The sequence below is a fragment of the Pseudonocardia aurantiaca genome, from assembly GCF_039526725.1.
GTDB classification, from domain to species: Bacteria; Actinomycetota; Actinomycetes; order Mycobacteriales; family Pseudonocardiaceae; genus Pseudonocardia; species Pseudonocardia aurantiaca.
The window spans coordinates 1-22,432 of sequence record NZ_BAAAJG010000015.1; the positions used below are offsets into that span (position 1 = coordinate 1).

At 73.9% G+C, this 22,432-nt stretch carries 26 protein-coding genes and 1 pseudogene; 14 read left to right on the plus strand and 13 right to left on the minus strand.

The genetic code is table 11. The features are described 5' to 3' along the window. Window positions 1-1,189: DUF732 domain-containing protein (locus tag ABD143_RS22080; RefSeq protein ID WP_343981563.1), on the plus strand; the 1,189-nt coding region annotated here is incomplete at its 5' end. Between the two features lie 16 nt (window positions 1,190-1,205). Here the strand turns inward: ABD143_RS22080 and ABD143_RS22085 are convergent. The 9 genes from ABD143_RS22085 to ABD143_RS22125 form a co-directional block, all read right to left on the minus strand. After that, window positions 1,206-2,780 carry an alpha/beta fold hydrolase gene (locus tag ABD143_RS22085; protein WP_343981565.1) on the minus strand — a complete coding sequence of 525 codons (1,575 nt, stop codon included), beginning with the start codon at window positions 2,778-2,780 and terminating at the stop codon, window positions 1,206-1,208. Window positions 2,781-2,863: 83 nt separating this feature from the next. Continuing rightward, window positions 2,864-3,532 (minus strand): Asp23/Gls24 family envelope stress response protein, encoded by a 669-nt coding sequence (locus ABD143_RS22090; protein WP_343981568.1) that lies wholly within the window; start codon window positions 3,530-3,532, stop codon window positions 2,864-2,866. Further along, on the minus strand, window positions 3,529-4,068 hold the full coding sequence (locus tag ABD143_RS22095; RefSeq protein ID WP_343981571.1) for a DUF6286 domain-containing protein: 540 nt from the start codon (window positions 4,066-4,068) through the stop codon (window positions 3,529-3,531). Before ABD143_RS22095 ends, ABD143_RS22090 begins: the two co-directional genes overlap by 4 nt. Window positions 4,069-4,105: 37 nt before the next feature. After that, window positions 4,106-4,483, minus strand: coding sequence for an Asp23/Gls24 family envelope stress response protein (locus ABD143_RS22100; RefSeq protein WP_343981574.1), 378 nt, complete (start codon window positions 4,481-4,483; stop codon window positions 4,106-4,108). Further along, window positions 4,480-4,659 (minus strand): hypothetical protein, encoded by a 180-nt coding sequence (locus tag ABD143_RS22105; RefSeq protein WP_343981578.1) that lies wholly within the window; start codon window positions 4,657-4,659, stop codon window positions 4,480-4,482. Before ABD143_RS22105 ends, ABD143_RS22100 begins: the two co-directional genes overlap by 4 nt. Before the next feature lie 11 nt (window positions 4,660-4,670). After that, complete coding sequence (locus tag ABD143_RS22110; protein ID WP_343981581.1) at window positions 4,671-4,934, minus strand: hypothetical protein; 264 nt, start codon at window positions 4,932-4,934, stop codon at window positions 4,671-4,673. Between the two features lie 13 nt (window positions 4,935-4,947). Further along, window positions 4,948-5,424 carry a hypothetical protein gene (locus tag ABD143_RS22115; protein WP_343981583.1) on the minus strand — a complete coding sequence of 159 codons (477 nt, stop codon included), beginning with the start codon at window positions 5,422-5,424 and terminating at the stop codon, window positions 4,948-4,950. Between the two features lie 44 nt (window positions 5,425-5,468). Next, window positions 5,469-5,951 (minus strand): Asp23/Gls24 family envelope stress response protein, encoded by a 483-nt coding sequence (locus ABD143_RS22120; protein ID WP_343981586.1) that lies wholly within the window; start codon window positions 5,949-5,951, stop codon window positions 5,469-5,471. 113 nt (window positions 5,952-6,064) lie between these two features. Beyond that, window positions 6,065-6,811 carry a pyrimidine reductase family protein gene (locus tag ABD143_RS22125; protein ID WP_343981589.1) on the minus strand — a complete coding sequence of 249 codons (747 nt, stop codon included), beginning with the start codon at window positions 6,809-6,811 and terminating at the stop codon, window positions 6,065-6,067. Between the two features lie 76 nt (window positions 6,812-6,887). Between ABD143_RS22125 and ABD143_RS22130 the strand changes: the two are divergent. The 3 genes and pseudogenes from ABD143_RS22130 to ABD143_RS22140 all read left to right on the plus strand — a co-directional run. Then, window positions 6,888-7,043, plus strand: a pseudogene (locus ABD143_RS22130) (ABC transporter ATP-binding protein); the annotation flags it as partial. A 66-nt stretch (window positions 7,044-7,109) separates the two neighbouring features. Beyond that, on the plus strand, window positions 7,110-7,784 hold the full coding sequence (locus ABD143_RS22135; protein WP_343982813.1) for a Uma2 family endonuclease: 675 nt from the start codon (window positions 7,110-7,112) through the stop codon (window positions 7,782-7,784). A gap of 9 nt (window positions 7,785-7,793) precedes the next feature. After that, window positions 7,794-8,636, plus strand: a complete 843-nt coding sequence (locus tag ABD143_RS22140) for a PPK2 family polyphosphate kinase (protein WP_343981592.1) — start codon at window positions 7,794-7,796, stop codon at window positions 8,634-8,636. Between the two features lie 192 nt (window positions 8,637-8,828). Here ABD143_RS22140 and ABD143_RS22145 read toward each other — a convergent pair whose 3' ends face one another. Beyond that, the gene (locus tag ABD143_RS22145; RefSeq protein WP_343981595.1) at window positions 8,829-9,971 is read right to left on the minus strand and encodes an acyl-CoA dehydrogenase family protein; all 1,143 of its coding nucleotides are present in this window, start codon (window positions 9,969-9,971) and stop codon (window positions 8,829-8,831) included. A gap of 126 nt (window positions 9,972-10,097) precedes the next feature. Between ABD143_RS22145 and ABD143_RS22150 the strand changes: the two genes are divergently transcribed. The 5 genes from ABD143_RS22150 (at window position 10,098) to ABD143_RS22170 (ending at window position 16,237) form a co-directional block, all read left to right on the plus strand. After that, a complete protein-coding gene (locus ABD143_RS22150) occupies window positions 10,098-11,111 on the plus strand; it encodes an alpha/beta hydrolase (protein WP_343982815.1) in 1,014 nt (337 codons plus the stop codon). Window positions 11,112-11,221: 110 nt separating this feature from the next. Next, a complete protein-coding gene (locus ABD143_RS22155) occupies window positions 11,222-12,583 on the plus strand; it encodes an FAD-binding oxidoreductase (RefSeq protein WP_343981597.1) in 1,362 nt (453 codons plus the stop codon). Beyond that, a complete protein-coding gene (locus tag ABD143_RS22160; RefSeq protein WP_343982817.1) occupies window positions 12,583-13,818 on the plus strand; it encodes a class I SAM-dependent methyltransferase in 1,236 nt (411 codons plus the stop codon). Before ABD143_RS22155 ends, ABD143_RS22160 begins: the two co-directional genes overlap by 1 nt. A 12-nt stretch (window positions 13,819-13,830) precedes the next feature. Then, complete coding sequence (locus tag ABD143_RS22165; protein ID WP_343981600.1) at window positions 13,831-15,225, plus strand: WS/DGAT/MGAT family O-acyltransferase; 1,395 nt, start codon at window positions 13,831-13,833, stop codon at window positions 15,223-15,225. Window positions 15,226-15,310: 85 nt separating this feature from the next. Next, entirely contained in the window at window positions 15,311-16,237 is a 927-nt protein-coding gene (locus tag ABD143_RS22170) for a GNAT family N-acetyltransferase (protein ID WP_343981603.1), read from the plus strand. Between the two features lie 160 nt (window positions 16,238-16,397). On the opposite strand, the gene ABD143_RS22175 is transcribed toward ABD143_RS22170, so the two are convergent. The 3 genes from ABD143_RS22175 to ABD143_RS22185 are packed head-to-tail and all read right to left on the minus strand — an operon-like array spanning window position 16,398 to window position 17,925. Further along, entirely contained in the window at window positions 16,398-17,231 is an 834-nt protein-coding gene (locus ABD143_RS22175; protein WP_379659695.1) for a fructosamine kinase family protein, read from the minus strand. Beyond that, complete coding sequence (locus tag ABD143_RS22180) at window positions 17,210-17,689, minus strand: low molecular weight protein-tyrosine-phosphatase (protein ID WP_343981605.1); 480 nt, start codon at window positions 17,687-17,689, stop codon at window positions 17,210-17,212. The genes ABD143_RS22175 and ABD143_RS22180 overlap by 22 nt, the downstream gene beginning before the upstream one ends. Window positions 17,690-17,745: 56 nt before the next feature. Then, window positions 17,746-17,925 carry a MerR family DNA-binding transcriptional regulator gene (locus ABD143_RS22185; RefSeq protein WP_343981608.1) on the minus strand — a complete coding sequence of 60 codons (180 nt, stop codon included), beginning with the start codon at window positions 17,923-17,925 and terminating at the stop codon, window positions 17,746-17,748. A gap of 720 nt (window positions 17,926-18,645) precedes the next feature. Here ABD143_RS22185 and ABD143_RS22190 point away from each other — a divergent pair. The 5 genes from ABD143_RS22190 to ABD143_RS22210 are packed head-to-tail and all read left to right on the plus strand — an operon-like array spanning window position 18,646 to window position 22,431. Then, window positions 18,646-19,104 carry a hypothetical protein gene (locus ABD143_RS22190; protein WP_343981611.1) on the plus strand — a complete coding sequence of 153 codons (459 nt, stop codon included), beginning with the start codon at window positions 18,646-18,648 and terminating at the stop codon, window positions 19,102-19,104. A gap of 6 nt (window positions 19,105-19,110) precedes the next feature. Further along, complete coding sequence (locus ABD143_RS22195; protein WP_343981614.1) at window positions 19,111-19,449, plus strand: ASCH domain-containing protein; 339 nt, start codon at window positions 19,111-19,113, stop codon at window positions 19,447-19,449. Window positions 19,450-19,458: 9 nt separating this feature from the next. Continuing rightward, on the plus strand, window positions 19,459-20,511 hold the full coding sequence (gene cobC, locus ABD143_RS22200) for an Rv2231c family histidinol phosphate aminotransferase CobC (RefSeq protein ID WP_343981617.1): 1,053 nt from the start codon (window positions 19,459-19,461) through the stop codon (window positions 20,509-20,511). Beyond that, window positions 20,508-21,665: a Nif3-like dinuclear metal center hexameric protein gene (locus tag ABD143_RS22205; protein ID WP_343981620.1), complete on the plus strand. Its 1,158-nt coding sequence runs from the start codon at window positions 20,508-20,510 to the stop codon at window positions 21,663-21,665. The genes cobC and ABD143_RS22205 overlap by 4 nt, the downstream gene beginning before the upstream one ends. A gap of 28 nt (window positions 21,666-21,693) precedes the next feature. Next, window positions 21,694-22,431 (plus strand): zinc ribbon domain-containing protein, encoded by a 738-nt coding sequence (locus tag ABD143_RS22210; protein WP_343981622.1) that lies wholly within the window; start codon window positions 21,694-21,696, stop codon window positions 22,429-22,431. Window position 22,432: the final 1 nt, after the last annotated feature.

Here is a 22,432-nt window from a genome sequence, read left to right on the forward strand (position 1 = left end):
CGCCGACGCCGCCGCTCGCGCCGCGGAGGACGCCGCTGCCGCGCTGGACGCGGAGCGGCGGGCCGTGGCGGCCGCGGGCGGACGGGTGCCCCCGTCGGGTCAGGGACGCTCGCCGGGCGGCCCGGGTCCGGCGCAGACCGCGCGGGTGCAGATCGGCCCGCAGTACAACGCCCGCCAGGTACATCCCGGGCCACCCTGGCAAGGCCCGCCGCAGGGGCCATGGCCGTCCGGCCCGCGCCGAGCGGCCTGGCCCGAGGTCGATGGCACCGGCCAGCACGGCCAGCACAGTCCGAACGGCCTGCACGGTCCGAACGGCCTGCACGGTCCGAACGGCCTGCACGGTCCGAACGGCCAGCAGAGCCACCAGGGACCCGGTCCCGGCCACACCGGCCCGACCGGCCACACGGGCCCGTGGCGCCGGCCGCCCGGCCCGCCCGGGCCGCAGGGCCCGCCGCGCGGCTGGCTTCCCGACGAGGCCGCCACCGTGGTCGGCCTGCCCGTCGCCGGGGGGCGCGCCGCCCGCCGCCGCGCGGCCGAGGCCTCCGGGGTGATCGACGCCGACTCCACCGAGGTGCTCACCGGCCTGCACGCGCTGCGCGAGCCCGCCGGGGGTGAGCAGTCGCCGGGCGCGGCCGAAGCCACGGCCGCCACGAGGGTGCGCCGCCCGGTGGATGCCGGGGACGACGAGAGTCCCGAGGACCGCCGGGACCACCTCGACGACGACGGCGACCAGGACGACGACCGGGAGCCGGTCGGCTGGGCCGCCCGCCTTCCAGCGCGGCCCGCGCTCGCGGCGGTGGCCGTGGTGGTCGCGCTGGCGGTGGTCGCGCTGGTCGCGGCACTCACCGGCGGGTCGGCTCCCGCGCAGGATCCCACGCCCGCCGCCGTCGTCGGCAGCGCCGAGACCACCACAGCCGTCCCGGTCTCGCCCGCTGAGCCGGCCCAACCGGCTGCGGTCGACCCGCGCAGCGAGCAGGCCGTCGCCTACCTCACCGCCCTGCGCGACGCGGACATCCCGACCAGCCGCAGCGGGCAGGCCGAGACCGAGGCCGCGGCGGCGATCTGCCAGCAGCTCGGCCAGGGCGCGGACGAGACCTCCCTGGTCCGCACGCTCCCCGCGGTCCTGCCGGACCTCACGAGGGCCCAGGCGGCCAAGGTCGTGTCACTCGCCCAGCGGCACTACTGCTGACGTGCGGGGTGGGCGGTCAGGGCGGGCAGAGAGTGCCCGACTCGGGCACCATCCCGTCGATCAGCATCGCTTCCACCACGGTGCTGACACAGGATGTGCGCGGGTAGGCGCCGGTGCCTGCGCCCTGCCAGCTGAGGAAGCGCGCCGTGGCGAGGCTATCGGCGGTGCGGCGGGATCCGTCGAGGGGACCGCGCGGGTCCGCCGCGGTGCCGATCACCAGGATCGGCGGCGCTCCATCAGCCTGTCCCGACGGCGGGGGCGGCCCGCCCGTCGGCCACGGGGCGCAGGCCAGCAGGCGCGCGGCGAACACGCCGCCGAACATCGGGTACGAGGTGCGCCAGCGCTGGGCGAGGGCGCCGATCTCACCGGGGGCGAGCCGCCGCCGGGTGTCGTTGCAGCTCGTGGCGAGCATGCCGTCGTAGCGGCCCCGCGGGCCCACGACCGGGGCGAGCAGCGTGAGCATCGGTGCGGGGTCACCCGCCTCGGCCGCCGCGAGGGCCGAGGCGAGCGCCGGCCAGGTGCGCGGCTCGCCGAGCCCCGTGAGCAGCGTCGTCAGGGCCGCCCCCGCGGTGAGCCGCGTGCCGTCCTCACCCACCAGCGGGCGGCCGCGCAGCTGTGCGACCAGCGCGGTGACGGCGGCGCGCGGGTCGGCGCCCAGTGGACAGGTCGGCTGGGCCGTGCAGGCCACGCTGAACGCGCCGAAGGTGGCCTCCGCGGCGGCCGCGCGGGAGTCGGAGAGGTCGGGCTCGTCGAGGGTCGGGTTCGGTGGGCCGTCGAGCACGAGCCTGCCGACCGACCGCGGCGCGCTGCGGGCCCACTGCGCGAGCGCTGCCGCGCCGTCGCCCACCCCGACCGCGGAGAGCCGATCCACCCCGAGCGCCGCGCGCAGCAGGTCGACGTCAGCCGCCGTGGCGGCCGTCCGGTAGATGCCGAGCCCGCCGTCGAGCGTGAGATTGCACTCCTGCACGATCGCGCGGGCCTGCTCCAGTAGCACGCCCATGGCGCTCTCGCTCGCCGACGCCGGGTCGGCGTCGACGATCGCCGCTCGTGCGTCGTCGGGGGCGCAGTCGAGGATGTCGCTGCCCGCGCCCCGGCGGTCCAGCCCGATCAGCGTGTAGTGCTCCAGCAGGGCGGGCGACACCTGCCCGGCCAGTATCGCGGCCTGCCGGGCGGCCGGGTCGCGGGTGGTGTCGCCGAGCACGAGCAGCGGCGGCCGGTCCGCAGGCGCGCCCGCCGCGCTCACCCGCAGCACCCCGAGCGTGACGACGCCCTGACCCGGCTGGTCGGGGTCGGCCGGCACCGTGAGCTCCCCGCACTGCACCTGGATCGTGCGGTCGGGCGGGATCGGCGTCGGCAGCGTGACGAGCGTGTCCTCGGTGCACTCGAAGAACGGGATCGTCGCCCGCTGGCTCTGCGGCGCCGGGAGCTCGGGTGCCGGCTCGGGAAGCGGCTGCTGCGTCGGGCGCGCAGGCACGCTCTCGCCGCGCACGGCCACCGGCGGGCGCGCGGACGGGCCGACGGTGCAGCCCCCGAGCAGGGCGGCCATGCAGAGCAGGGCGGCGACGACCGCGTGCCGCGGTGCTCGTGCCACGTGCCCTCCCGTCCTGTCGACCGGCACTCGCGGCCGGTCGCTTCCCAGCCTGTCGCACGGCCGGTGTGGAAGGAGTGAACAGGTCAGGAAACCCGGGGTGCGGTAGGGGAGTGGTCCAGTTCCAGCCGCACGGCCACGGGCAGCCTGCCGATCCCGAGCGACGTGCGTGCGGTTGCGAGCACCTCGTCGTCGAGACGAGCGAGCACCTCGCGGACGTCGGCGTCGTCTGCGAGCCAGAGTGTGACGCGCACGGCAGGTGCGTCGTCGGCACCGACCATGCGGGCCCGGGCCCGCAGCACCCCGGGGATCGCGGTGGCCTGGCCGCTCAGGGCTTCCGCGGCGGCGTTCGAGCTCACGACGATCGCGGTGTCCGGGTCGCTCCGGAGCACCAGGTCCGGACGCGCCTCCGGGCGCACCGAATGCGCCGCCCAGGCCAGCCCGACGATGACGAGCAGTACCCCGACCGCGACCGCGATCCCCCTGAAGAGGTCGGGGGCGGCCCGCAGCGCGTCCACAATCATGGGGTCGAGCAGCGGGCGGGAGGCGCGCCCGGTGCCGAACACGCCGTACGACAGGAGCGCGACGAGCGCGCCTGCGGCGAACAGCACGAGCCCGAGCAGAATCGCGAGCCAGCGGTCGCCGGCCGTGGAGCGAGCCAACGCGGCTCTGGCCTGCCGGCCCAGCGCCTTCGACCCGGCCTCCCTGCCGGTGCCGTCGGTGGTGGGTGTGGTGGGTGTGGTGGGTGTGGTCACCGCGGGCCCCTCCGCTCCTGAACGGTCACGATCACGCGGGGCTTGGTGCGCAGCGGCAGGTCGTCGAGCAGCTCGTCGACGCGGGCCCGCACCGTGTCGCGCAGCTCGGGGCCGGCGTCGTTCCAGGCCTGTGCGGTCACCGTGACCCTGCGGCGCGAGGCGGTGACCGACGCCCCGGCGATGTCGTCTGTGCCGCGCACCCGGCGCCCGACGAACCGGGCGAGCACCCGCGGTGAGGTGGTGACCGTGATCCCCGGCGCAGGCCCGGTGAGTGGGATCTCCGGGCGCCGGGCCAGCAGCCCGACCAGCATGAGCAACAGTCCCGCCACCGCGACGCCGATCGCGATCCCGGCCACGGGGGGCTGCGCCCACGTCACCGTCTCGAGGGTGCGGCGCCAGTCGGGCCACGGCACGAGGAGCCCGCGCGCCCGGCCGGGCTGCACCCAAGCGGCGACGACCTCCAGCACCACGAGCACGCCGAGGGCGGCGAGGGCGATGCCGAGCAGCGGGGCAAGCACCCGGAGCAGCACACGCACGGTCGGTCCTCCTCGGACGGTCGGACGGGAGCCGCGGCTAGTGGAGCCGGGCCACGGCGGCGGGCCGGGCCGGGCGGAGGCCGGCCACGGTGACGGTCAGGGTGCGCACGCGGTGCCCCGCGATGCGGACGAGCTCCTCGCCCACGTGCTCCCGCACCGCTTCGACGACGCTTCGGACGGGCGCCGGGTACTGCAGGGTGATCTCGAGCCGCACGTCGAGCGCGGCCGCGTCCGCCGCGCCGAGGGTGATGCGGGCGCTTGCCCCGGCCTCGCCCACGTCGATGCCTGCGAGGCGGCGTTCGTGGCGGAGCGTGCCGGGCACCTCGTCCGCCGCGTGCTCGACGATCTTGCGGAGGACCGAGGGGTGGATGTCCAGCACGCCCCTGTCCTCGGCGGCGCGCAGTGGGCCCTTCACCGGTCCCGGCCCCTGCCGAGCACGGCGTTGATGTCGAGCTGGCCGTCGAGCACCCGGCCGACGACGAGCCCGATCGCGCCGAGGACGAGCACGATGAGGAACGCGCCGAAGCCGCCGAACGCCCCGGCGACGCCGAGGATGAGACCCGCCAGCAGGCCGGTCTGGGTGGCGTTCATCCGATTCTCCTTCACGAATGGTCCGCGGGCGGGTCGACCCGCCGGGAACGGGTGCGGTGCCAGGTGCGGATGAGGGCCACGCCGACCCGGACCGGGAACGGCAACGTGCCCACATCCACGGGATCCGTGGGGCGAGGGGTGTCGGCAGGTGGGACTGCGGCGTCCGCGATGCCGAACCGGGCCAGCCCGGCCGCGAACACCTCCGGGTCGCCGCCGCGGTCCGGGTGGTGCTTGCGGACGAACGCACGGAACTCCGACCGCTCCTCCGGGGTCACGGCTCCTCCCGGGTCACGGCGCCCGCTCCAGCAGGGCCGCGAGCTCGGCGGGGAGCTCGAGATCGGCGACCGTGATGTCCACGGCCGCGCCCCCGCACAGGCGGGAGACCTGACGCCGCAGCACGGGCACGACCTGCGTGATCAGCCGGTCCACGTGCAGCACCACACCCAGCTCGACGGGCTCGGCACCGACCCCGATCCGCACGCCGACGAGCCTGCGGCCGGGCAGGTGCGTGGCGATCACCCCGAAGGGGCCACCGTGCAGCCGGGCCACCGACGGGTGCGCCGTCACGGCGGCGGCGACCCGCTCCGCGAGCGCGGCCGGGTCGTCGGCCGGGGCCGCCTGGGGTGCGCTCGGCCCCGTGGCGGGCGCCCCAGTTCCGGGCGGCACCGTTCCGGGCGGCACCGTTCCGGGCGGCACCGTTCCGGGCGGCACCGTTTCCTGCGGTGCCGTCTCGTGGGGCGCTGTTCGGGGCGGCGCGGTCGGCACGGAGATCTCCTGCGTCGTTCGGCCCGGCTGGTTCCTCTCTCCCGTCACTCGACCCGCGGGGGCTGCATGACCGGCAACTCCTCCTCGCCCTCGGCGTTGGGCAGGTGGATGTCGTTGACCGCGATGTTGACCTCGATCACCTCGAGGCCGGTCATCCGCTCCACCGCGGTGATGACGTTGCGGCGCACGGCCCTCGCCAGCTCGACGATCGACGCGCCGTACTCGACGACGATGTCCAGGTCGATCGCCGCCTGCTTCTCACCGACTTCGACCTGCACGCCCGCGATATTGGTGGTGCCGGTGCCGCCGCCGGGGATGCGCTCGCGGATCGCGCCGAACGCGCGGGACACACCGCCGCCCATCGAGTGCACCCCCGAGATCTCCCGTGCGGCGATCCCGGCGATCTTCTGCACCACCGAGGCGGCGATCGTCGTCTTGCCCTGCGCGGTGTCGTCGGCGAGCCGGGCAGGCGAGCCGGCGGTCGTGGTGGTCGTGGTGGTCGTCGGTGTTGCTGTGCTCTCGGCCATCGACGGTCCCTCCTTCGTGGTCGTCCGTCGTCATCGATCGTCGTCGCGATCCGGAGTGGCGGTTCGAGTGTCCGCGGGTTGGACGTTCGTTGCCGTCCCATGCTCCCGTGAAGTCACTCGAAAGGGGTAGGACCGGCTTCCGCGCGGCGGTAGCGCAGCAGCAGGTTCCCGTCGTCGTGAAGGACGCCGGCGAGTTCCAGCGGACGCGGGGGCGTCCCGGGGCGGGCGTCGCAGATGCGGGGCGCTGTTCCCGCCGCGATCAGCGGGGCCACCGTGAGGCACAGCTCGTCGACGGCGTCGGCCGCCACGAGGTCGCCGAAGAGGACCGGCCCGCCCTCGCAGAGCACGCGGTGCAGCCCGCGGCTGGCCAGCTCGGCCAGCAGCAGGTCCGGGGTGAGCCGCTCCAGCGCGACGACGTCGGCGCCGGCGGCGGCGAGCCGGTCGCGGCGCTCCTGCGGGGCCGAGTCGAGGGTGAGGACGATCGGCGGGGTCGTCGTGTCGGTGAACAGCCTGCTGGTGGGGTCGAGGTCGGCCGAGCCGGTGACGACGGCGATCGGGGGCGGGGTGTCCCGACCGCGGGTGACCTTGCGTGCCCCCCGGTAGTCCTCGGTGCGGACGGTCCCGGCGCCGGCCAGCACGACGTCGGCCAGTTCGCGCAGCAGGAGGAACACCCGGCGGTCCGCCGCGGACCCGAGCCCGGCCGACCGGCCGTCGACGCTCGCGGCCCCGTCGGCGCTCGTCACGAAGTTGACGCGAACGTAGGGCGCCGCGAGGTCGTCGGGGTAGGCGTAGAACTCGGCGAGCATGGAGTCGTCCAACTCCGCCGCAGGCGGGCCGGGCGGGGGCAGGAGCGCGTGCACCGCGCCATCCCAACACGGGCGGCCGCGGTCGGCCGCGCGACACGGCGCAAAGGCGCCCGGCGCCCCGCCCCGTCGGCGGGGACGGCACCCGCACCAGGCCTGGTACCGGCAGTGGTCGGCCGACGACGAGGAGGCCGTGGCGCGGGCGCTGGAGTGGACCGGCATCGCCGACCTCGCCGAGCGGCCGGTCGACGAGCTGTCGGGCGGGCAGCGCCGGCGCGCCTGGATCTCCCCTTGGTGGTGCCGGTGGGAAGCCATCACCGGTCGTCCTGAGGGGCTCGCATGCAGGCGTGTCACCATGTCGCCTGCGAGCACCCCGGAACGAGAGGCGGCAGCAGTGGACCGCGCCGTGTTGAGTCACGACGGCCCCTGGGCCGAGGACGCCTACCTCGCGCTGCGCCACGACGGGCGTGTGGAGGTCGTCGACGGCACGCTGCTCGTCGGGCCGGGGGCCGGGGAGCGCCGCGCCCGGGTGATCCAGCGGGTGCGCGCGGCCGTCGACGCGGCGCTGCCGAAGGGGCTCCGGGTGATCGGCCCTGTGCCCCTGCGCCTCGGGCCCGACTGCGTGCTCGTGCCGGACCTGGTGGTGACGTCGGCGAAACCCGATGGACCGGACGGCGCAGGCGACGGCCCGGCCGAGGAACTGCTCGACGCCGCGGCCGCGCTGATGGTCGTCGAGGTCATCGGGTCCGACCACGGGGCCGTCGACCGCACCTTCAAGCCCCAGCTCTACGCCCGCAGCCGCATCCCGTACTCGCTGCTGATCGACCACGACGTCCCGTTCGCGGTGGCCGACATGATCATCGGCGGCCGGTACCACGAGTACGCCCACGCGGGCGAGGGCGCGGTGCTGCGGATCGAGGAGCCCTTCACGCTGGCGCTCGACCTGGCGACCATCGCCGCCGACCGCGCTCCGAACCGACCGGTTGACGAGCCGCGCTCGCCTCACGACAGGTCCGGCCCGCCGCCCTAGGCTCGCGGCATGGGGAAATCCGTGCGCGAGACGTTCCGGGTGCCCGCCGAGCCCGACCTGAAGGCGATCGACCCGTGCGGCCGGCCGATCGGGCCGAAGGACAAGTCCGCGGCCGCCGACGACATGGTCGACCGCGGCAGTCGGCTCGACCACCTCCAGGAGGCGCTCTACGCCCAGGCCACCGGCGGGGGGCGGCGCGCCGTGCTGCTCGTGCTGCAGGGCATGGACACGTCCGGCAAGGGCGGCGTGATCCGGCACGTCGGAGGCCTGGTCAACCCGCAGGGCCTGCACATCGCAACCTTCAAGAAGCCCACCCCCGAAGAGCTCGCGCACCACTTCCTGTGGCGCATTCGCAACCAGGTGCCCCGCCCCGGCTTCATCGGGATCTTCGACCGCTCCCACTACGAAGACGTCCTCGTCGCGCGGGTCGAGTCGCTGGTTTCCGAGGAGGTGTGGCGGCGGCGCTACGACGAGATCAACGCGTTCGAGGCCGAGCTGACCGAGAAGGGCGTGACCGTGCTGAAGTGCATGCTGCACATCTCGCCCGAGGAGCAGGCGGAGCGGCTGCTCGCCCGGCTGGACGACCCGGCCAAACGCTGGAAGTACAACCCCGGCGACCTGGACGCCCGCGCGAAGTGGTGGGAGTACATGCAGGCCTACGCCGACGCGATGCGCGCCTGCGACTCCGACACCGCGCCCTGGTACGTGGTGCCGTCGGACCGCAAGTGGTACCGCAACTGGGCGGTGGCCGCGCTACTGGACGAGACGCTGACCGAGATGGACCCGAAGTTCCCCCAGCCGGACTTCGACGTCGACGCCGAACGGGCGCGGCTCGCGAGCCTCGTGATCTGAGCGGTCGCCTACTAGGGCGTGTCCGGCGGATCTTCGTCCGCGATAGCCGCGCCCAGGCGGCCCCTGTCGACACCGCCGGATCGCCCGGATACGCCCGGTATGAGGGCGATCCGGCGGCGCCGCCAGGAACCACCTGCATCACGGCTCTCATCGAACAAGATCCACCGGACACGCCCTAGTGTCCCGCGCGGATCAGCCCACGAGGGTGCGACCGATGATCTCCTTCATGATCTCGTTGGTGCCGCCGAAGATGGACTGGACGCGGGAGTCGACGAAGGCCTTCGCGATCGGGTACTCCAGCATGTAGCCGTAGCCGCCATGCAGCTGCACGCAGCGGTCCACCACCCGCTTGAGCACGTCGCTCGCCCACCACTTGGCCTTCGCGGCGTCGGTGACCGAGAGCCGGCCCGCCACGTGCTCGCTGATGCAGCGGTCGACGAACGCCCTGGTCACGCTCACCTCAGTGTCGATCTCGGCGAGCTCGAACCTGGTGTTCTGGAACGCGGCCACCGGACGCCCGAACGCCGTGCGCTCCTTCGTGTACGCGAGCGTCAGGTCGAGCGCAGCGGCCGCCCCCGCGGCACAGCCGACGGCGATCGAGAGCCGCTCCTGCGCGAGGTTCTGCATGAGGGAGACGAACCCGGTGCCCGGCTCGCCGAGCACGTTCGCCGCCGGCACACGCACGTCGGTGAACGACAGCTCCGCGGTGTCCTGCGCCTTGAGCCCGACCTTCTCCAGCCGCCGCCCGCGCTCGAACCCGGGCATCCCGCGCTCGACGACGAGCAGGCTGAATCCGCGGCTTCCGGCGTCGGGGTCGGTGCGGGCGACGACGATCACCAGGTCGGCCATGACCCCATTGGTGATGAACGTCTTGCTCCCGCCCAGCACCCAGTCGTCCCCGTCGCGGCGGGCGGAGGTCTGGATGCCCTGCAGGTCCGAGCCCGTGCCGGGCTCGGTCATCGCGATCGCGGTGATGATCTCGCCCGAGCAGAACCCGGGGAGCCAGCGGGACTTCTGCTCGTCGGTGCCCAGGCGCAGCAGGTAAGGCGCCACCACGTCGTTCTGCAGGGGGAACCCGACGCCGCTGGCACCGGCGCGGGCGAGCTCCTCGGTGAGCACGGCGTTGTAGCGGAAGTCGGTGACGCCGCCGCCCCCGTACTCCTCCGGCACGTCGGTGCCGAGCAGCCCGGCCGTCCCGGCCGCCCGCCAGACGTCCCGGCTGACCTGACCGTCCTTCTCCCACTGGCCGTGGAAGGGCGTGATCTCCTTCGCGATGAACGTGCGGGCGAGGTCGCGGAAGGAGTCGTGCTCAGCGTCGAAGATGTCGCGCTCCATGCGGCCATCCTCACATACCGGTGAGTAACTACGGTCCGTGTCCGCCGCCGGATCGACATCGGCCGGGAGGGCCGCACTAGGGTCGCTGACGTGGACTTGTCCGCCGCCGCGGTGAACCTCCTGGACATGGTCCGCGGCGGCGTCGCCGACCTACGCCGCATGCCACGCGACCTGATCGACGACGGTTTGTGCGGCACGCTCTACCGGTATCGGCCGGTGGAGGGGGTCGCGCCTGCCGGGGGCGAGCCTGTGCTGCTCGTACCGCCGCTCGGCGCCCCCGACTTCGCCTACGACCTGCGCCGCGGCTGCTCGCTCGTGGAGCACCTCGTGACCACGGGCCACCCGGTCTACCTGGTCGACCACGGGCCGAAGTCGTTCGCCGACCGCAGGCTCGGCATGGAGCACTGGGTGGACGACGTCGTGCCGTGGGCGACCCGGCTCACCGCCGAGGACGCCGGGCCGGACGTCCACCTCGTCGGATGGTCGCTCGCAGGGATCTTCTGCTCGCTCGCCGTCGCCGGGGCCGTCATCGCGGCCGAGCCGCTCCCGGTGCGCACCCTCACCATGATCGGCAGCCCGGTCGACATCTCCGCGGTGCCCTTCGTGGCGCCGCTGCGCCCGCTCGCCGCCGTGGCGGGCGGGCGCGCGCTCTCCTCGGTCTACCGGGCGATCGGGAGCTTCCCCGCACCGGTCGTGAGCGCGGCGTTCCAGCTCTCGGCCGTGGACCGGCTGGTGACCAAGCCGCTCACGGTGCTCTCGCGCCTGGACAACCGGGACACCCTCGCGCAGATCGAGGCCGTCGACCACCTGATGGGCAACATGCACGGCTACCCGGGACGCGTGTTCGGACAGATCTACCACCTGATGCTGCGGGGCAACGACCTCGCCGACGGGAAGCTCGCGCTCGGCGGGCGGATCATCCCGCTGTCGGCCGTCGACCGCCCGGTGCTCGTCGTCGCCGGGCGCAGCGATGTGATCGCGCCGCTGCCCGCCGTCCAGAAGGTGGTGGGGCTGCTCACCGGCGCCCCCGAGGTGAGGTTCGCCACCGCCCCCGGCGGGCACCTCGGCGTGCTCACGGGTCGCGACGCGCGCACCACCACCTGGTGCGCCCTCGACGCCTTCCTCGCTGACCACGGCTGAAACCGGCCGCAACCCCGCGTAACACCAGAATGCCCCGACCGGGCCGTGTGACGGACGTTTGTCGCTTGATGCTTGGGCAGTACACCGGTCTCCGACTAGCGTCGCCGCCTATGACCATGACCCCGGCCGCGCATTCCGCAGCGGTCACGGACCTGGTGGCGCGCTACCGCGCGGTGCCCCCCGGCACCCCCGTCCGCCTCGCGAAGCCGACGTCCAACCTCTTCCGGTTCGGAAGCGCACCCGGGGACGATGCCGGGCGGATCGACGCGTCGGCGCTCACCGGCGTGATCTCCGTGGACGCGGGCGCCCGCACCGCCGACGTCCAGGGGATGACCACCTACGAGGACCTCGTCGCGGCGACGCTCCCGCACGGTCTGATGCCGCTCGTCGTCCCGCAGCTCAAGACGATCACCCTCGGCGGGGCCGTCACCGGGCTCGGGATCGAGTCCACGTCGTTCCGCCACGGCCTGCCGCACGAGTCGGTGCTGGAGATGGACGTCCTCACCCCCGACGGAAAGGTCGTCACGGCCACCCCCGACGGCGAGCACGCCGAGCTGTTCGCGGGCTTCCCGAACTCCTACGGCAGCCTGGGCTACGCCCTGCGGCTGCGCATCGAGCTGCAGCCGGTGGCCCCCTACGTGCGGCTGGAGCACCGGCGGGTGCCCACCTCGCAGCTCGCGGCCGTCATCACCGAGGTGTGCGGCCCCGATGGCCCCGACTTCGTCGACGGGGTCGTGTTCGCGCCCGGTGAGCAGTACCTGACGCTGGGAACGTTCACCGACGACCCCGGCCCCGGCCCCAGCGACTACACCGGCCAGAAGATCTTCTACCGGTCCGTCCGGGAGCGGACGCAGGACGTCATGACCGTCCACGACTACATCTGGCGCTGGGACACCGACTGGTTCTGGTGCTCGCGCGCGCTCGGCGTGCAGAACCCGCTGACGCGCAGGTTCTGGCCGAGCCGCTACCGGCGCTCGGACGTCTACCGCCGGATCGTCGCGCTCGACCGGCGGTACGGGTTCTCGAACCGGCTCCGCCGCCTCACCGGCAACCCCCAGGAGGAGCCGGTCATCCAGGACGTCGAGATCCCCGTCGAGCGGCTTGCCGAGTTCCTCGACGCCTTCCACACCGACATCGGGCTCGCCCCGATCTGGCTCTGCCCGCTGCGCCTGCGCGGCGAGCGGAGCTGGCCGCTCTACCCGCTCGAACCCGCCGAGCTGTACGTCAACGCCGGGTTCTGGGGCACGGTCCCGGAGAAGCCGGGCGGCCCCGACGCCAACAACCGCCGGGTGGAGGAGCTGGTGGCGGACCTGGGCGGGCACAAGTCGCTGTACTCGACGGTTCACTACGACGAGGGTGAGTTCTGGAAGCACTACAACGGGCCTGCCTACCGTGCGCTCAAGGAGCGTTACGACCCGCACGGACGGCTGCCCGACCTCTTCACCAAGGTCACCGGATCAGGGAGGTCATGATGCATGTCGCACAGCTCATATCGGACGTTCTTGGTCGAGACGTGCCGGTCCGCGTCGTCGCCTACGACGGGAGCAAAGCGGGCCCGGACAGCTCCGAGGTAGCCCTGCGCGTCCTCACGCCGCGGGCGCTGGCCCGGCTCGTCACCGCGCCGGGCACGCTGGGGCTCGCCAGGGCGTACGTGTCCGGCGAGATCGAGGTCGAGGGCGAGGTCTACGAGCTGCTCCACGCGATGGCCGACCTGGCGCTGCACGACCTGAGCCGCCCCGAGCGGGTCCGGCTGGCGCGCCGGTTGCTGCCCGTCTGGCTCCGCCACCGGCAGCCCGTCCCCGACCTCGAGTACCGCCCGCCGGGCCGCCTGCACTCCAAGTCCCGAGACCGGAAGGCGATCTCCCACCACTACGACGTCTCCAACCGGTTCTACGAGTGGGTCCTCGGCCCGTCCATGGCCTACACGTGTGCCGTCTACCCGACGGCCACGGCCACGCTGGAGGAAGCCCAGGCCGCCAAGCACGAGCTGGTGGCGCAGAAGCTCGGACTTGAACCCGGCATGCGGCTGCTCGACGTCGGGTGCGGGTGGGGCGGCATGGTCATGCACGCCGCGGCCGAGCACGGGGTGAAGGCGCTCGGGGTGACGCTCTCGCGCAACCAGGCGGAGTGGGCGCAGGCCGAGATCGAGCGCCGCGGCCTCGGCGACCTCGCCGAGGTGCGCCACCTCGACTACCGCGACGCGCCGGAGTCGGAGTTCGACGCGATCAGCTCGATCGGGCTCACCGAGCACATCGGCAAGAACCAGCTCCAGAACTACTTCGCGTCCCTGTCCGAGCGGCTGCGCCCGGGCGGGCGGCTGCTGAACCACTGCATCACGCAGCCGCGCACCCCGGGGCGCCGCGAGCTCGACCCGTTCTTCGCCCGCTACGTATTCCCGGACGGGCAGCTCGAGCCGGTCGGGCACCTGATCTCCGTGATGAACGACTCCGGCTTCGAGATCCGCCACGAGGAGAACCTCCGGGAGCACTACGCGCTCACCCTCGCCGCGTGGTGCGCCAACCTCGAGGAGCACTGGACTGAGGCCGTCGCCGAGGTCGGCGTCGGGCGGGCGCGCGTGTGGCGGCTCTACATGGCGGCGAGCCGGCTCGGGTTCGACCGCGACAACATCCAGTTGCACCAGGTCCTAGGGGTGAAGGTCTCCGATCGTGGCGCGTCGGGCTTTCCGCTGCGGGGGTGGCGCGGGTAGAGAATGATGGTTGTGCCGGACCGTCTCTCGCCGCTCGATGCCTCCTTCCTGTTCGCGGAGCACCGGACGGCCGCGATGCATGTCGGTGCGGTCATGACGTTCGCACCGCCCGCCGACGCCCCCTTCGACGCCGACGCCTTCATGGAGCTCATCGGACACCGGCTTGCGCTGGTGCCCCGCTACCGGCAGAAGGTCCGCGAGGTGCCCGGGGGGCTCGGGCTGCCGGTGTGGGTGGACGACCCGGACTTCGACCTGGCCTTCCACGTCCGCAGGTCGGCGCTGCCGGCACCCGGCACCGAGGAGGTGCTCCTGGAGCTGGTGGGCAGGCTGCTGGCCCGGCAGCTCGACCGCTCGCGCCCGCTCTGGGAGGTCTACATCGTCGAAGGGCTGGCCGATGGCCGGTTCGCGGTGGTCACCAAGACCCACCACGCGATGGTCGACGGGCTGGCGTCGATGGACATCGGCGCGGTGCTGCTCGACCTCGCCCCGGAGCCGCGGGAGACACCCGGCGAGGAGTGGAACCCGGCCAGGGAGCCGTCCGGGCTGGAGCTCGCCGCGTCGGCGGCGGCGCACGCCCTGTGCCGCCCGCGCGAGGTGCTCGACGTGGCAGGGCGGGCGCTCGCCGACATCCGCGAGGCCGCCGGGGCCGTGAGCCGCACGGTCGAGGGTGTGCTCGCCGCCGGCCGCAGCGCGGCGATGACGCGGCCGGTGCAGCCGCTCAACGCGGCCACCGGCGAACAGCGCCGCTACGCGATGCTGCGCACGTCGCTCGCGGACCACCGGACGGTCCGCAAGACGCAAGGCGGCACCGTCAACGACGTGGTCCTGGCGGTCGTCGCAGGTGCACTGAGGCAGTGGCTCATCAGCTGCGGCGAGCCGCTGACCACCGACACCTCGGTGCGGGCGATGGTGCCGGTGAGTGTGCGGGCCAGGGCACGCAACGGCACGCGCAGCGGCAACTCCATCTCCGCCTACCTCGTCGACCTGCCCGTCGCCGAGGAGGACCCGATCGTCCGGCTCGCAACCGTGCGCGAGGCGATGGAGGTGCACAAGCGCAGCGGGCAGGCGGTCGGCGCGAGGGCCCTCGTGGGGCTCGTCGGCCTCGCGCCGCCGCTCGTGCACAGCCTCGGGGCGCGGCTGGCCAGCCAGTACTCGAGCAACTTCTACAACGTGCTCGTCACGAACGTGCCGGGGCCGCCGCGCCCGCTCTACGCGATGGGCGGCCGGATGCTCGACATGTTCCCCGTGGTGCCGCTGGCCGGGGGGCAGGCGGTCGCCGTCGGGATCACCTCATACGACGGGGGCGTGCACTACGGGCTCACCGCCGACCGGGACGCGCTGCCGGACGTCAATGTGCTCGCCAAGGCGATGGGTGAGTCATTGGCGGAGCTGGTGGAGCTCTCCTGACTGGTCACCCCGGCCCGGGCGGCTCGACCCCTGGAAGGGGTAACCCGGCCGTCCGTATGGAGCAGCCACGGGGCATGCTCCGCGCATGGAGATCGAGGTGCGGCGGCTCGACGGGTCCGAACTCCCGGCGGCCGACCGCGTCTTCCGCGAGGCGTTCGGCACCGTACTCGGCGTCGCCCTACCGGCGGACACCCGGCTCCTCGCGACCAGGCTCCTCGCCCCGCACACCACGGCGCTTGCGGCGTACGCGGATGGGGAGCTCGTGGGTTCCAACCTCATGGCGTCGTGGGGGAGCGTCGCGTACTTCGGGCCCTTGTCGGTCGTCCCGAAACTGTGGGGGTCGGGCGTGGGGGCGCGGCTGGTGGCCGCGGCCGTCGACGTCCTCGACGGGTGGGGCGCCGCCCACCAGGGTCTCTTCACGTTCGCCCAGAGCCCGCAGCACCACCGGCTCTACCAGCGGTTCGGGTTCTGGCCGCGGTTTCTCACCGCGATCATGTCCCGCTCGGTCACCGGCACCGAACCAGCCCTCGGGTGGCGCATGTCGGCCGCGGCCCCAGCCGACCGGGCCGCGCTGGTAGCCGCGTGCGCGGACGTGACCGGAACGATCCACGAGGGTCTCGACGTGCGCGGCGAGATCGCGGCGGTGCTGGACCAGCGGCTCGGTGACGTCGTGCTGATCGGTGAGCCGGACGCCCCGCGCGGGTTCGCCGTGTGCCACGCCGGCCCGGGCACGGAGGCCGGCGGCGGCATCGCCTACGTGAAGTTCGCCGCGGTCCGGCCGGGCCCCGGGCTCGCCGACGCGTTCGCCGCGCTGGTCGACGCCTGCCTCGGCTACGCGGCGGAGCGCGGTGTCGCGCGGCTCACGCTCGGGGTGAACACCGCACGCCACGAGGCCTACCGGCAGCTCCTCGCGGTCGGCTTCCGCACCGAGACTCCCGGCGTGACGATGCACCGCCCGAACGAGCCCGGCTACGACCGCGAGGACGTCCGCCTGCTCGACGACTGGCGCTGACCCACAGCAACTCGCGCGCACTCAGCCCCCGACTCGCGGAAGACCCCGCCCTTCCCCGCGAGTCGGGGCCTGAGAGCGCGCGAGTCGGGGTGTGAGTGCGCGCGAGTCGGGGTGTGAGTGCGCGCGAGTCGGGGTGAGTGCGTGCGAGTTGCGGCCGGGATCAGAGGGCACGCGCGGCGGCGAGGGCCTGCGCCGCGTACCCGCGGCCGAACAGCACCGTGTGCACGAGTAGCGGGAACAGCTGATGCAACGGGACCCGGGCGCGCCAGCCGTCCGCCAGTGGCGCGGCCTCGGTGTACGCGTCGAGGACGGCGCCGAGGTGCGGGCAGCCGAACAGCGAGAGCATCGCGAGGTCGGTCTCGCGGTGCCCGCCGTGCGCGGCCGGGTCGATGAGCACGGCGCCGTCCGGCGACCAGAGCACGTTGCCCGACCACAGGTCGCCGTGCAGCCGCGCGGGCGGCTCGGGCGGGCCGGCCAGATCCGCGATCCGCCCGGCGACCGCCTCGATCGCGGCGGCCTCCGAGCCGGTGAGGCTCCCGGCGTCTCGAGCCGAGCGCAGGTAGGGCAGCAGCCGGTCCGCGGCGTACCACTCGGGCCAGCCGGCGGCGGTCGCGTTGCGCATCGGGGCGCGGCCGATGAAGGCATCGGCGGGACCGTCGGGCGGCGGCGCGCCGAACGCCGGCGCGCCCGCCGCGTGCATCCGCGCCAGGCCGCGGCCCAGCTCCGCCGCTGTGGCCGTACTGGGGGAGCCACCCGGTACGAACTCGGTGACGAGCCGCCCAGCGGTCCGTTCGAGCACCGCCGGGACGCGCGTTCCGCCCGCCGCACCCAGCCAGCGCAGCCCGGCCGCCTCCGCGGCGAGGGCGGCTTCCGCACCGGTCTTCACGACGACCGTGCGCCCGTCCGCGAGCGTGACGCGGGCCGCGCCGCCGCCCAGCGCGCTGCTGGTGCGGACGACACGCCCGAGCACCGTCACCGGTTCTGACGCACCCACTCGAGCATCCCCGGTATTGCCGCCCGGATCATCTTCAGGACCTCGGCGAACCCGTCGTCGCTGCCGTAGTAGGGGTCGGGCACCTCGGCGCCGGGCGGGGAGTCGGGGTCGAAGGAGCGCAGCAGCCGCACCCGCTCCGGCTCGGGGACCATCGACCTCAGCGCTCTGCGGTGGGAGTTGTCGAGCGCCACCAGGAGATCGGCACCGAGCTGCTCGGCGTCCACCTGGCGGGCGGCGTGCTCGAACGGGTAGCCCTCGGCCCGCAGCAGCGCGGCGGCGCGTTCGTCGGCGGGGGAACCGATGTGCCAGCCGCCGGTGCCCGCGCTCGAGACGTGCACGGTATCGGCCAGGCCGGCGTGCTCCAACTCGTGGACGAACACCTTCTCCGCGATGGGGGAGCGGCAGATGTTGCCGGTGCAGACGAAGACGACGGTGAGCCTCTTGTGGGCAGGGGTCACCGGACCAGTCTGACCGACGGCTGGACGCCCGCACCGAGGGCACCTGCTCGCGGAGGTCATCCGCCGCGCCGCTGCATCTCTCGCAGCTGCCGCTTCACGTCGTCCAGCACCCACCGGTGATGCCCGCCGGGAGTCGTCACCTCGGGCGTGATCTTGCCCTCCTGCGCCCATTTGTTCACGGCTGCACGGGTGACGCCCAGCTCCTTCGCGAGCTGTCCGGACGTCAGCAGGGCCATGAGCGGACCGTAGTTGACGAAGCAGTCCGATGTGACTCTCTGTTGATGTTGTTGTCTATACTTCCGTTGTTGTCTTTGTTGACGTTTGAGACGATCGTCGAGTGCCTCTAGCCGAGCCGCTACGACTGTGCCCACACGGCCGGTACCTGCTCTATCGCTCCGCTGACGGCTCCCCGTGGTGCTTCTGTGGCCTGACCGCATACCCAGCTGACGAGCACCTCGACGAGCGCTTGGAAGCGGCGCGCATCCACTGGGACGAACTGGGTCAAAGGAGCCTCGTGGCTGACCAGTGGTCAGGTGCCGCGCAGGCTCTCGCGGACATGCCGTATGTCGTCGAGCGCATCACCGCCGCGCACGTGCCCGACGGCAACGGTCGCTGCCGGGCGTGCACCACCCCTGGGCGCGGTACACCACGTGACCCGTGGCCTTGCTCGACCGCGAAACTCGCCGACGCTGCCAGGGCGATCAGGGGCACGTTGCGTGGATCGTCCGATTTGGAGTAACGCTCAGCCTGATCATCGCGTCTTGCATACTGTCGGCCGCGCCGCCGGCGCGCGATGCCCCCCTCCCAACGCGCGCCCGGCGGGGCCGACCCCTTGCGAGGTCGCGATTCGCGCCGGGTACCGGCGGCTGCAGGTAACGGCCGTGGCAGGGGCTGCGAGGCACTGATCGGTGATCACCCGAGATTGCGGGGCCGCTCGCCGATCCTGGAGGAGCCAGATGACCGAGCCCGACGAGCCGACCCGTCCGGCCTCCCCTCCGCAGTACCCGACGCAGCCCTATCCGTCCCAGCCTTACCCGTCCCAGCCTTACCCGGCCCAGTCGTATCCGCCCCAGCACCCGGCCTACCCGCCTCCCCACCAGCAGTACCCGCCCTACCAGCTGCCGCAGCCCGTCTACGGGCCCTACCCGCGGAAGCCGGTGACGAACACCGGCCCGGCGGCGTTCGCTTTCGGGTTCATCGCGCTGCTGCTCGGGTGGGTGCCGCTCTTCGGGATCGCCGGGATCGCGTGCGGCGTCGTCGGCGTCGTCCTCGCGCTGAAGGCCCTGGAACTGGCGAAGCTCGGGTTCGTCTCCGACCGCGGGCTGGCCATCGCCGGGTTGGTGGTGGCGTGCGCGGGGCTCACGGTCGGCGTCGTGGTGCACATCGTGCTGCTCGTGGTCGTCGCGTCCGGCTGAGCGGTCGTGCCGGTCCACGAGATGCGGTTCCTCCGGCGGTACTTCGACCTCGTCGCGAGCGGGCGCAAGACGGTGGAGGTGCGCGTGGCCGATGCGAAACGGAACGCGATCGCGGCCGGGGACACCATCCGGTTCCGCTGCGCGGAGCTGCGGGTGGACAGCGAGGTCACAGCCGTGCGCCGGTACCGCTCCTTCGCCGAGCTGGTCGACCACGAGTCGTTCGCGGCGCTCGATCCCACCACAGGCCGGAACGAGCAGCTCGCGAACCTACGGCGGATCTATCCGCCGGAACGCGAGGCCCTCGGGGTCGTGGCGATCGGGGTCCGCGTTCTGTCCACGTCCTAGGCTCTCCGCATGGATCAAGCGGACTCGCTGCGCCACCACGGCGACGTCGATGCCGAGCCGGGCCTGCTGGACTTCGCCGTGAACGTGCAGGGGAGCGGGCCGCCCGCCTGGCTGCGGGACCGGCTCGTCGCCACGCTCGATGGGCTCGGCCGCTACCCGGCCGCCGCGCATGATGCCCGTGCCCGCCACGGCGTTGCCGAACGGCACGGGCGACGCCCCGAGGAGGTGCTGGTGCTCGCCGGGAGCGCCGAGGGGTTCGCGCTGCTCCCGGCGCTGCAGCCGCGCCTCGCCGCCGTCGTGCATCCCGGCTTCACCGAGCCCGAGGCTGCCCTGCGGGACGCCGGCGTCCCGGTGGTGCGGGTCCTCACCAGCGAGGCGGACGGACACCGGCTGCGGCCAGACGAGGTGCCTGCGGCGGCCGACCTCGTGGTCGTCGGCAACCCCACCAACCCCACCGGCGTACTACACCCGGCCGCCGACGTCCGCGCGCTCGCCGCGCCGGGCCGCGTCCTGGTGGTCGACGAGGCCTTCGCCGACGCGGTACCGGGCGAGCCGGAGACGCTCGCCCGCGACGCCGACGTGCCCGGGCTGCTGGTGTTCCGCAGCCTCACCAAGACCTGGGCGCTGGCCGGGCTGCGCGCCGGGTACGCCCTCGGCGCGCCGGACCTGCTCGCCCGGCTCGCCGCGCCGCGCCCGCCGTGGCCGGTTTCCACCCCCGCGCTGGAGGCCGTCATCGCCTGCTCGTCCCCGGCGGCCGTCGAGGAGTCGCGGCTTGCGGCCGACGCGCTGGCGCTCGCCCGGGCCGAGCAGGCGGAACGGCTCGCCGCCATCCCCGGCGTCACGGTGCTGCCCGGTCAGGCCCCCTACCTGCTGCTTCGCCTGCCCGACGGCCACGGCGCCCCGGTGCGGGCCGCCTTGCGGGACGCCGGGATCGCGGTCCGCAGGGGAGACACCTTCCCCGGGCTCGGGCCCGACCACGTCCGGGTGGCGGTGCGGCCTGCGCTGCAGGTGGCCAGGCTGGTCGCGGCACTCGCGGACGCCCTCACGGCGGTGGCGGCATGACGGCCAGCCTCGGGGACGTGATCGCCGCGCTGGAGGCCGCCTACCCACCTGCCCTCGCGGCCGACTGGGACGCGGTGGGGCTGGTCTGCGGTGACCCGGCCGAGCAGGTGTCGTCGGTGCTCTTCGCCGTTGACCCGGTGCCCGAAACCGTCGACGAGGCCCTCGGATCCGCGCAGCTGCTCGTGACGCACCACCCGCTGCTGCTGCGCGGTGTGCACGGCGTCGGGGCCGACACGCCGAAGGGCGCCCTGCTCCACCGGCTGATCCGCGGCGGCACCGCGCTCTACACGGCCCACACCAACGCCGACTCCGCTGACCCCGGCGTCTCCGACGCGCTCGCCGAGGCGATCGGGCTCGACGTCACCGGGCCGCTCGTGCCCGCGACCACCGAACCCCTCGACAAGATCATCACGTTCATCCCGGTCGGGCCCGCCATCACGGAGGTGCACGAGGCCCTGTCCGCGGCGGGAGCGGGGGCGATCGGCGACTACAGCCACTGCTCGTTCGCGACCGCGGGCACCGGGCAGTTCAAGCCGCTGGCCGGCGCCAACCCGACGATCGGGACGGTCGGGAAGCTGGAGCGGGTGGCCGAGACGCGGCTGGAGATGGTGCTCCCGCGTGGGCGCCGGGCCGCCGTGGTGGCGGCGCTGCGGGCCGCGCACCCGTACGAGGAACCGGCGTTCGACGTGCTGGAGCTCGCCGACCTGCCCGCGACCACCGGCCTCGGCCGGGTGGGGAGCCTGCCTGCACCGGAACCGCTCTCGGCTTTCGCCGAGCGGGTGGCCGCGGCGCTCCCGCCGACGACGTGGGGCGTGCGGGCCGCGGGTGACCCCGACCGAATGATCGCGACGGTCGCCGTATGCGGGGGAGCGGGTGACTCCGCGCTGGGGGCGGCGATCGGGGCAGGGGTCGACGCGTACGTCACCGCGGACCTGCGCCACCACCCCGCGGCCGAGCACCTGCTTGCGGGCACAGTCGGCGGCCCGACGCCTGCGCTCGTAGACGTGGCGCACTGGGCGTCGGAGTGGCCGTGGTGCGGGCAGGCGGCCGCCGTTGTGCGCGCGGCGCTGGGCGGTAGCGTCGAGGTTCGCGTTTCGGGCCGCCGCACCGATCCGTGGAGCGTCGCACCGACCATCGGAAGGCTCGCCACATGACAAGGCCCGACCTGAGAAGGATGACCCAGTGAAAGCCGACCCAGCCGTGCAGCGGCGGCTCCTCGACCTGGCCGAGGTTGACGCCGAGCTGACCCGGCTCGCCCACCGCCGCCGCACCCTGCCCGAGCACGCCGCGCTCACCGAGGCCGAGGCGGCCGTGCGCGCCGGGAAGGACAAGCTCGTCGAGGTGGAGACGGCCGCGGGCGACCTGGACCGCGACATCCGGCGCATCGAGCGCGACGTCGAGGGCGTGCGGGCGCGCACGGAGCGCGACAACACGATGCTCGCCAGCGCCGGGATCGGCGCGAAGCAGGCCACCGACATCCAGCACGAGCTGGAAACCCTCGCCCGCCGGCAGAGCGTGCTGGAGGACGAGCAGCTCGAGATCATGGAGCAGCGGGAGGCCGTCGGCGTCGACGTCGAGCACTCCCGGGGGGCGCTGGCCGCGGCCGAGCGGGAGCTCACGGCGATCACCGAGCGCCGCGACACCGCGATCGCCGACATCGACGCCGCCGAGGCGGGCCGCCGCCGGGCCCGTGAGGAGGTCGTCGCGACCGTGCCCGCCGACGTCCTCACCGTGTACGAGCGGCGGCGTGAGTCGCGCGGGGTCGGGGCGGCGCCGCTCCTGCAGCGGCGCTGCCAGGCCTGCCGGCTGGAGCTTGACCGCACGGCCATCGCGGAGCTGCGCGCGGCCGCGCCGGACGAGCTGGTGCACTGCGAGGAGTGCGGGGTCATCCTCGTGCGGACGAAGGAGTCGGGTCTGTGAA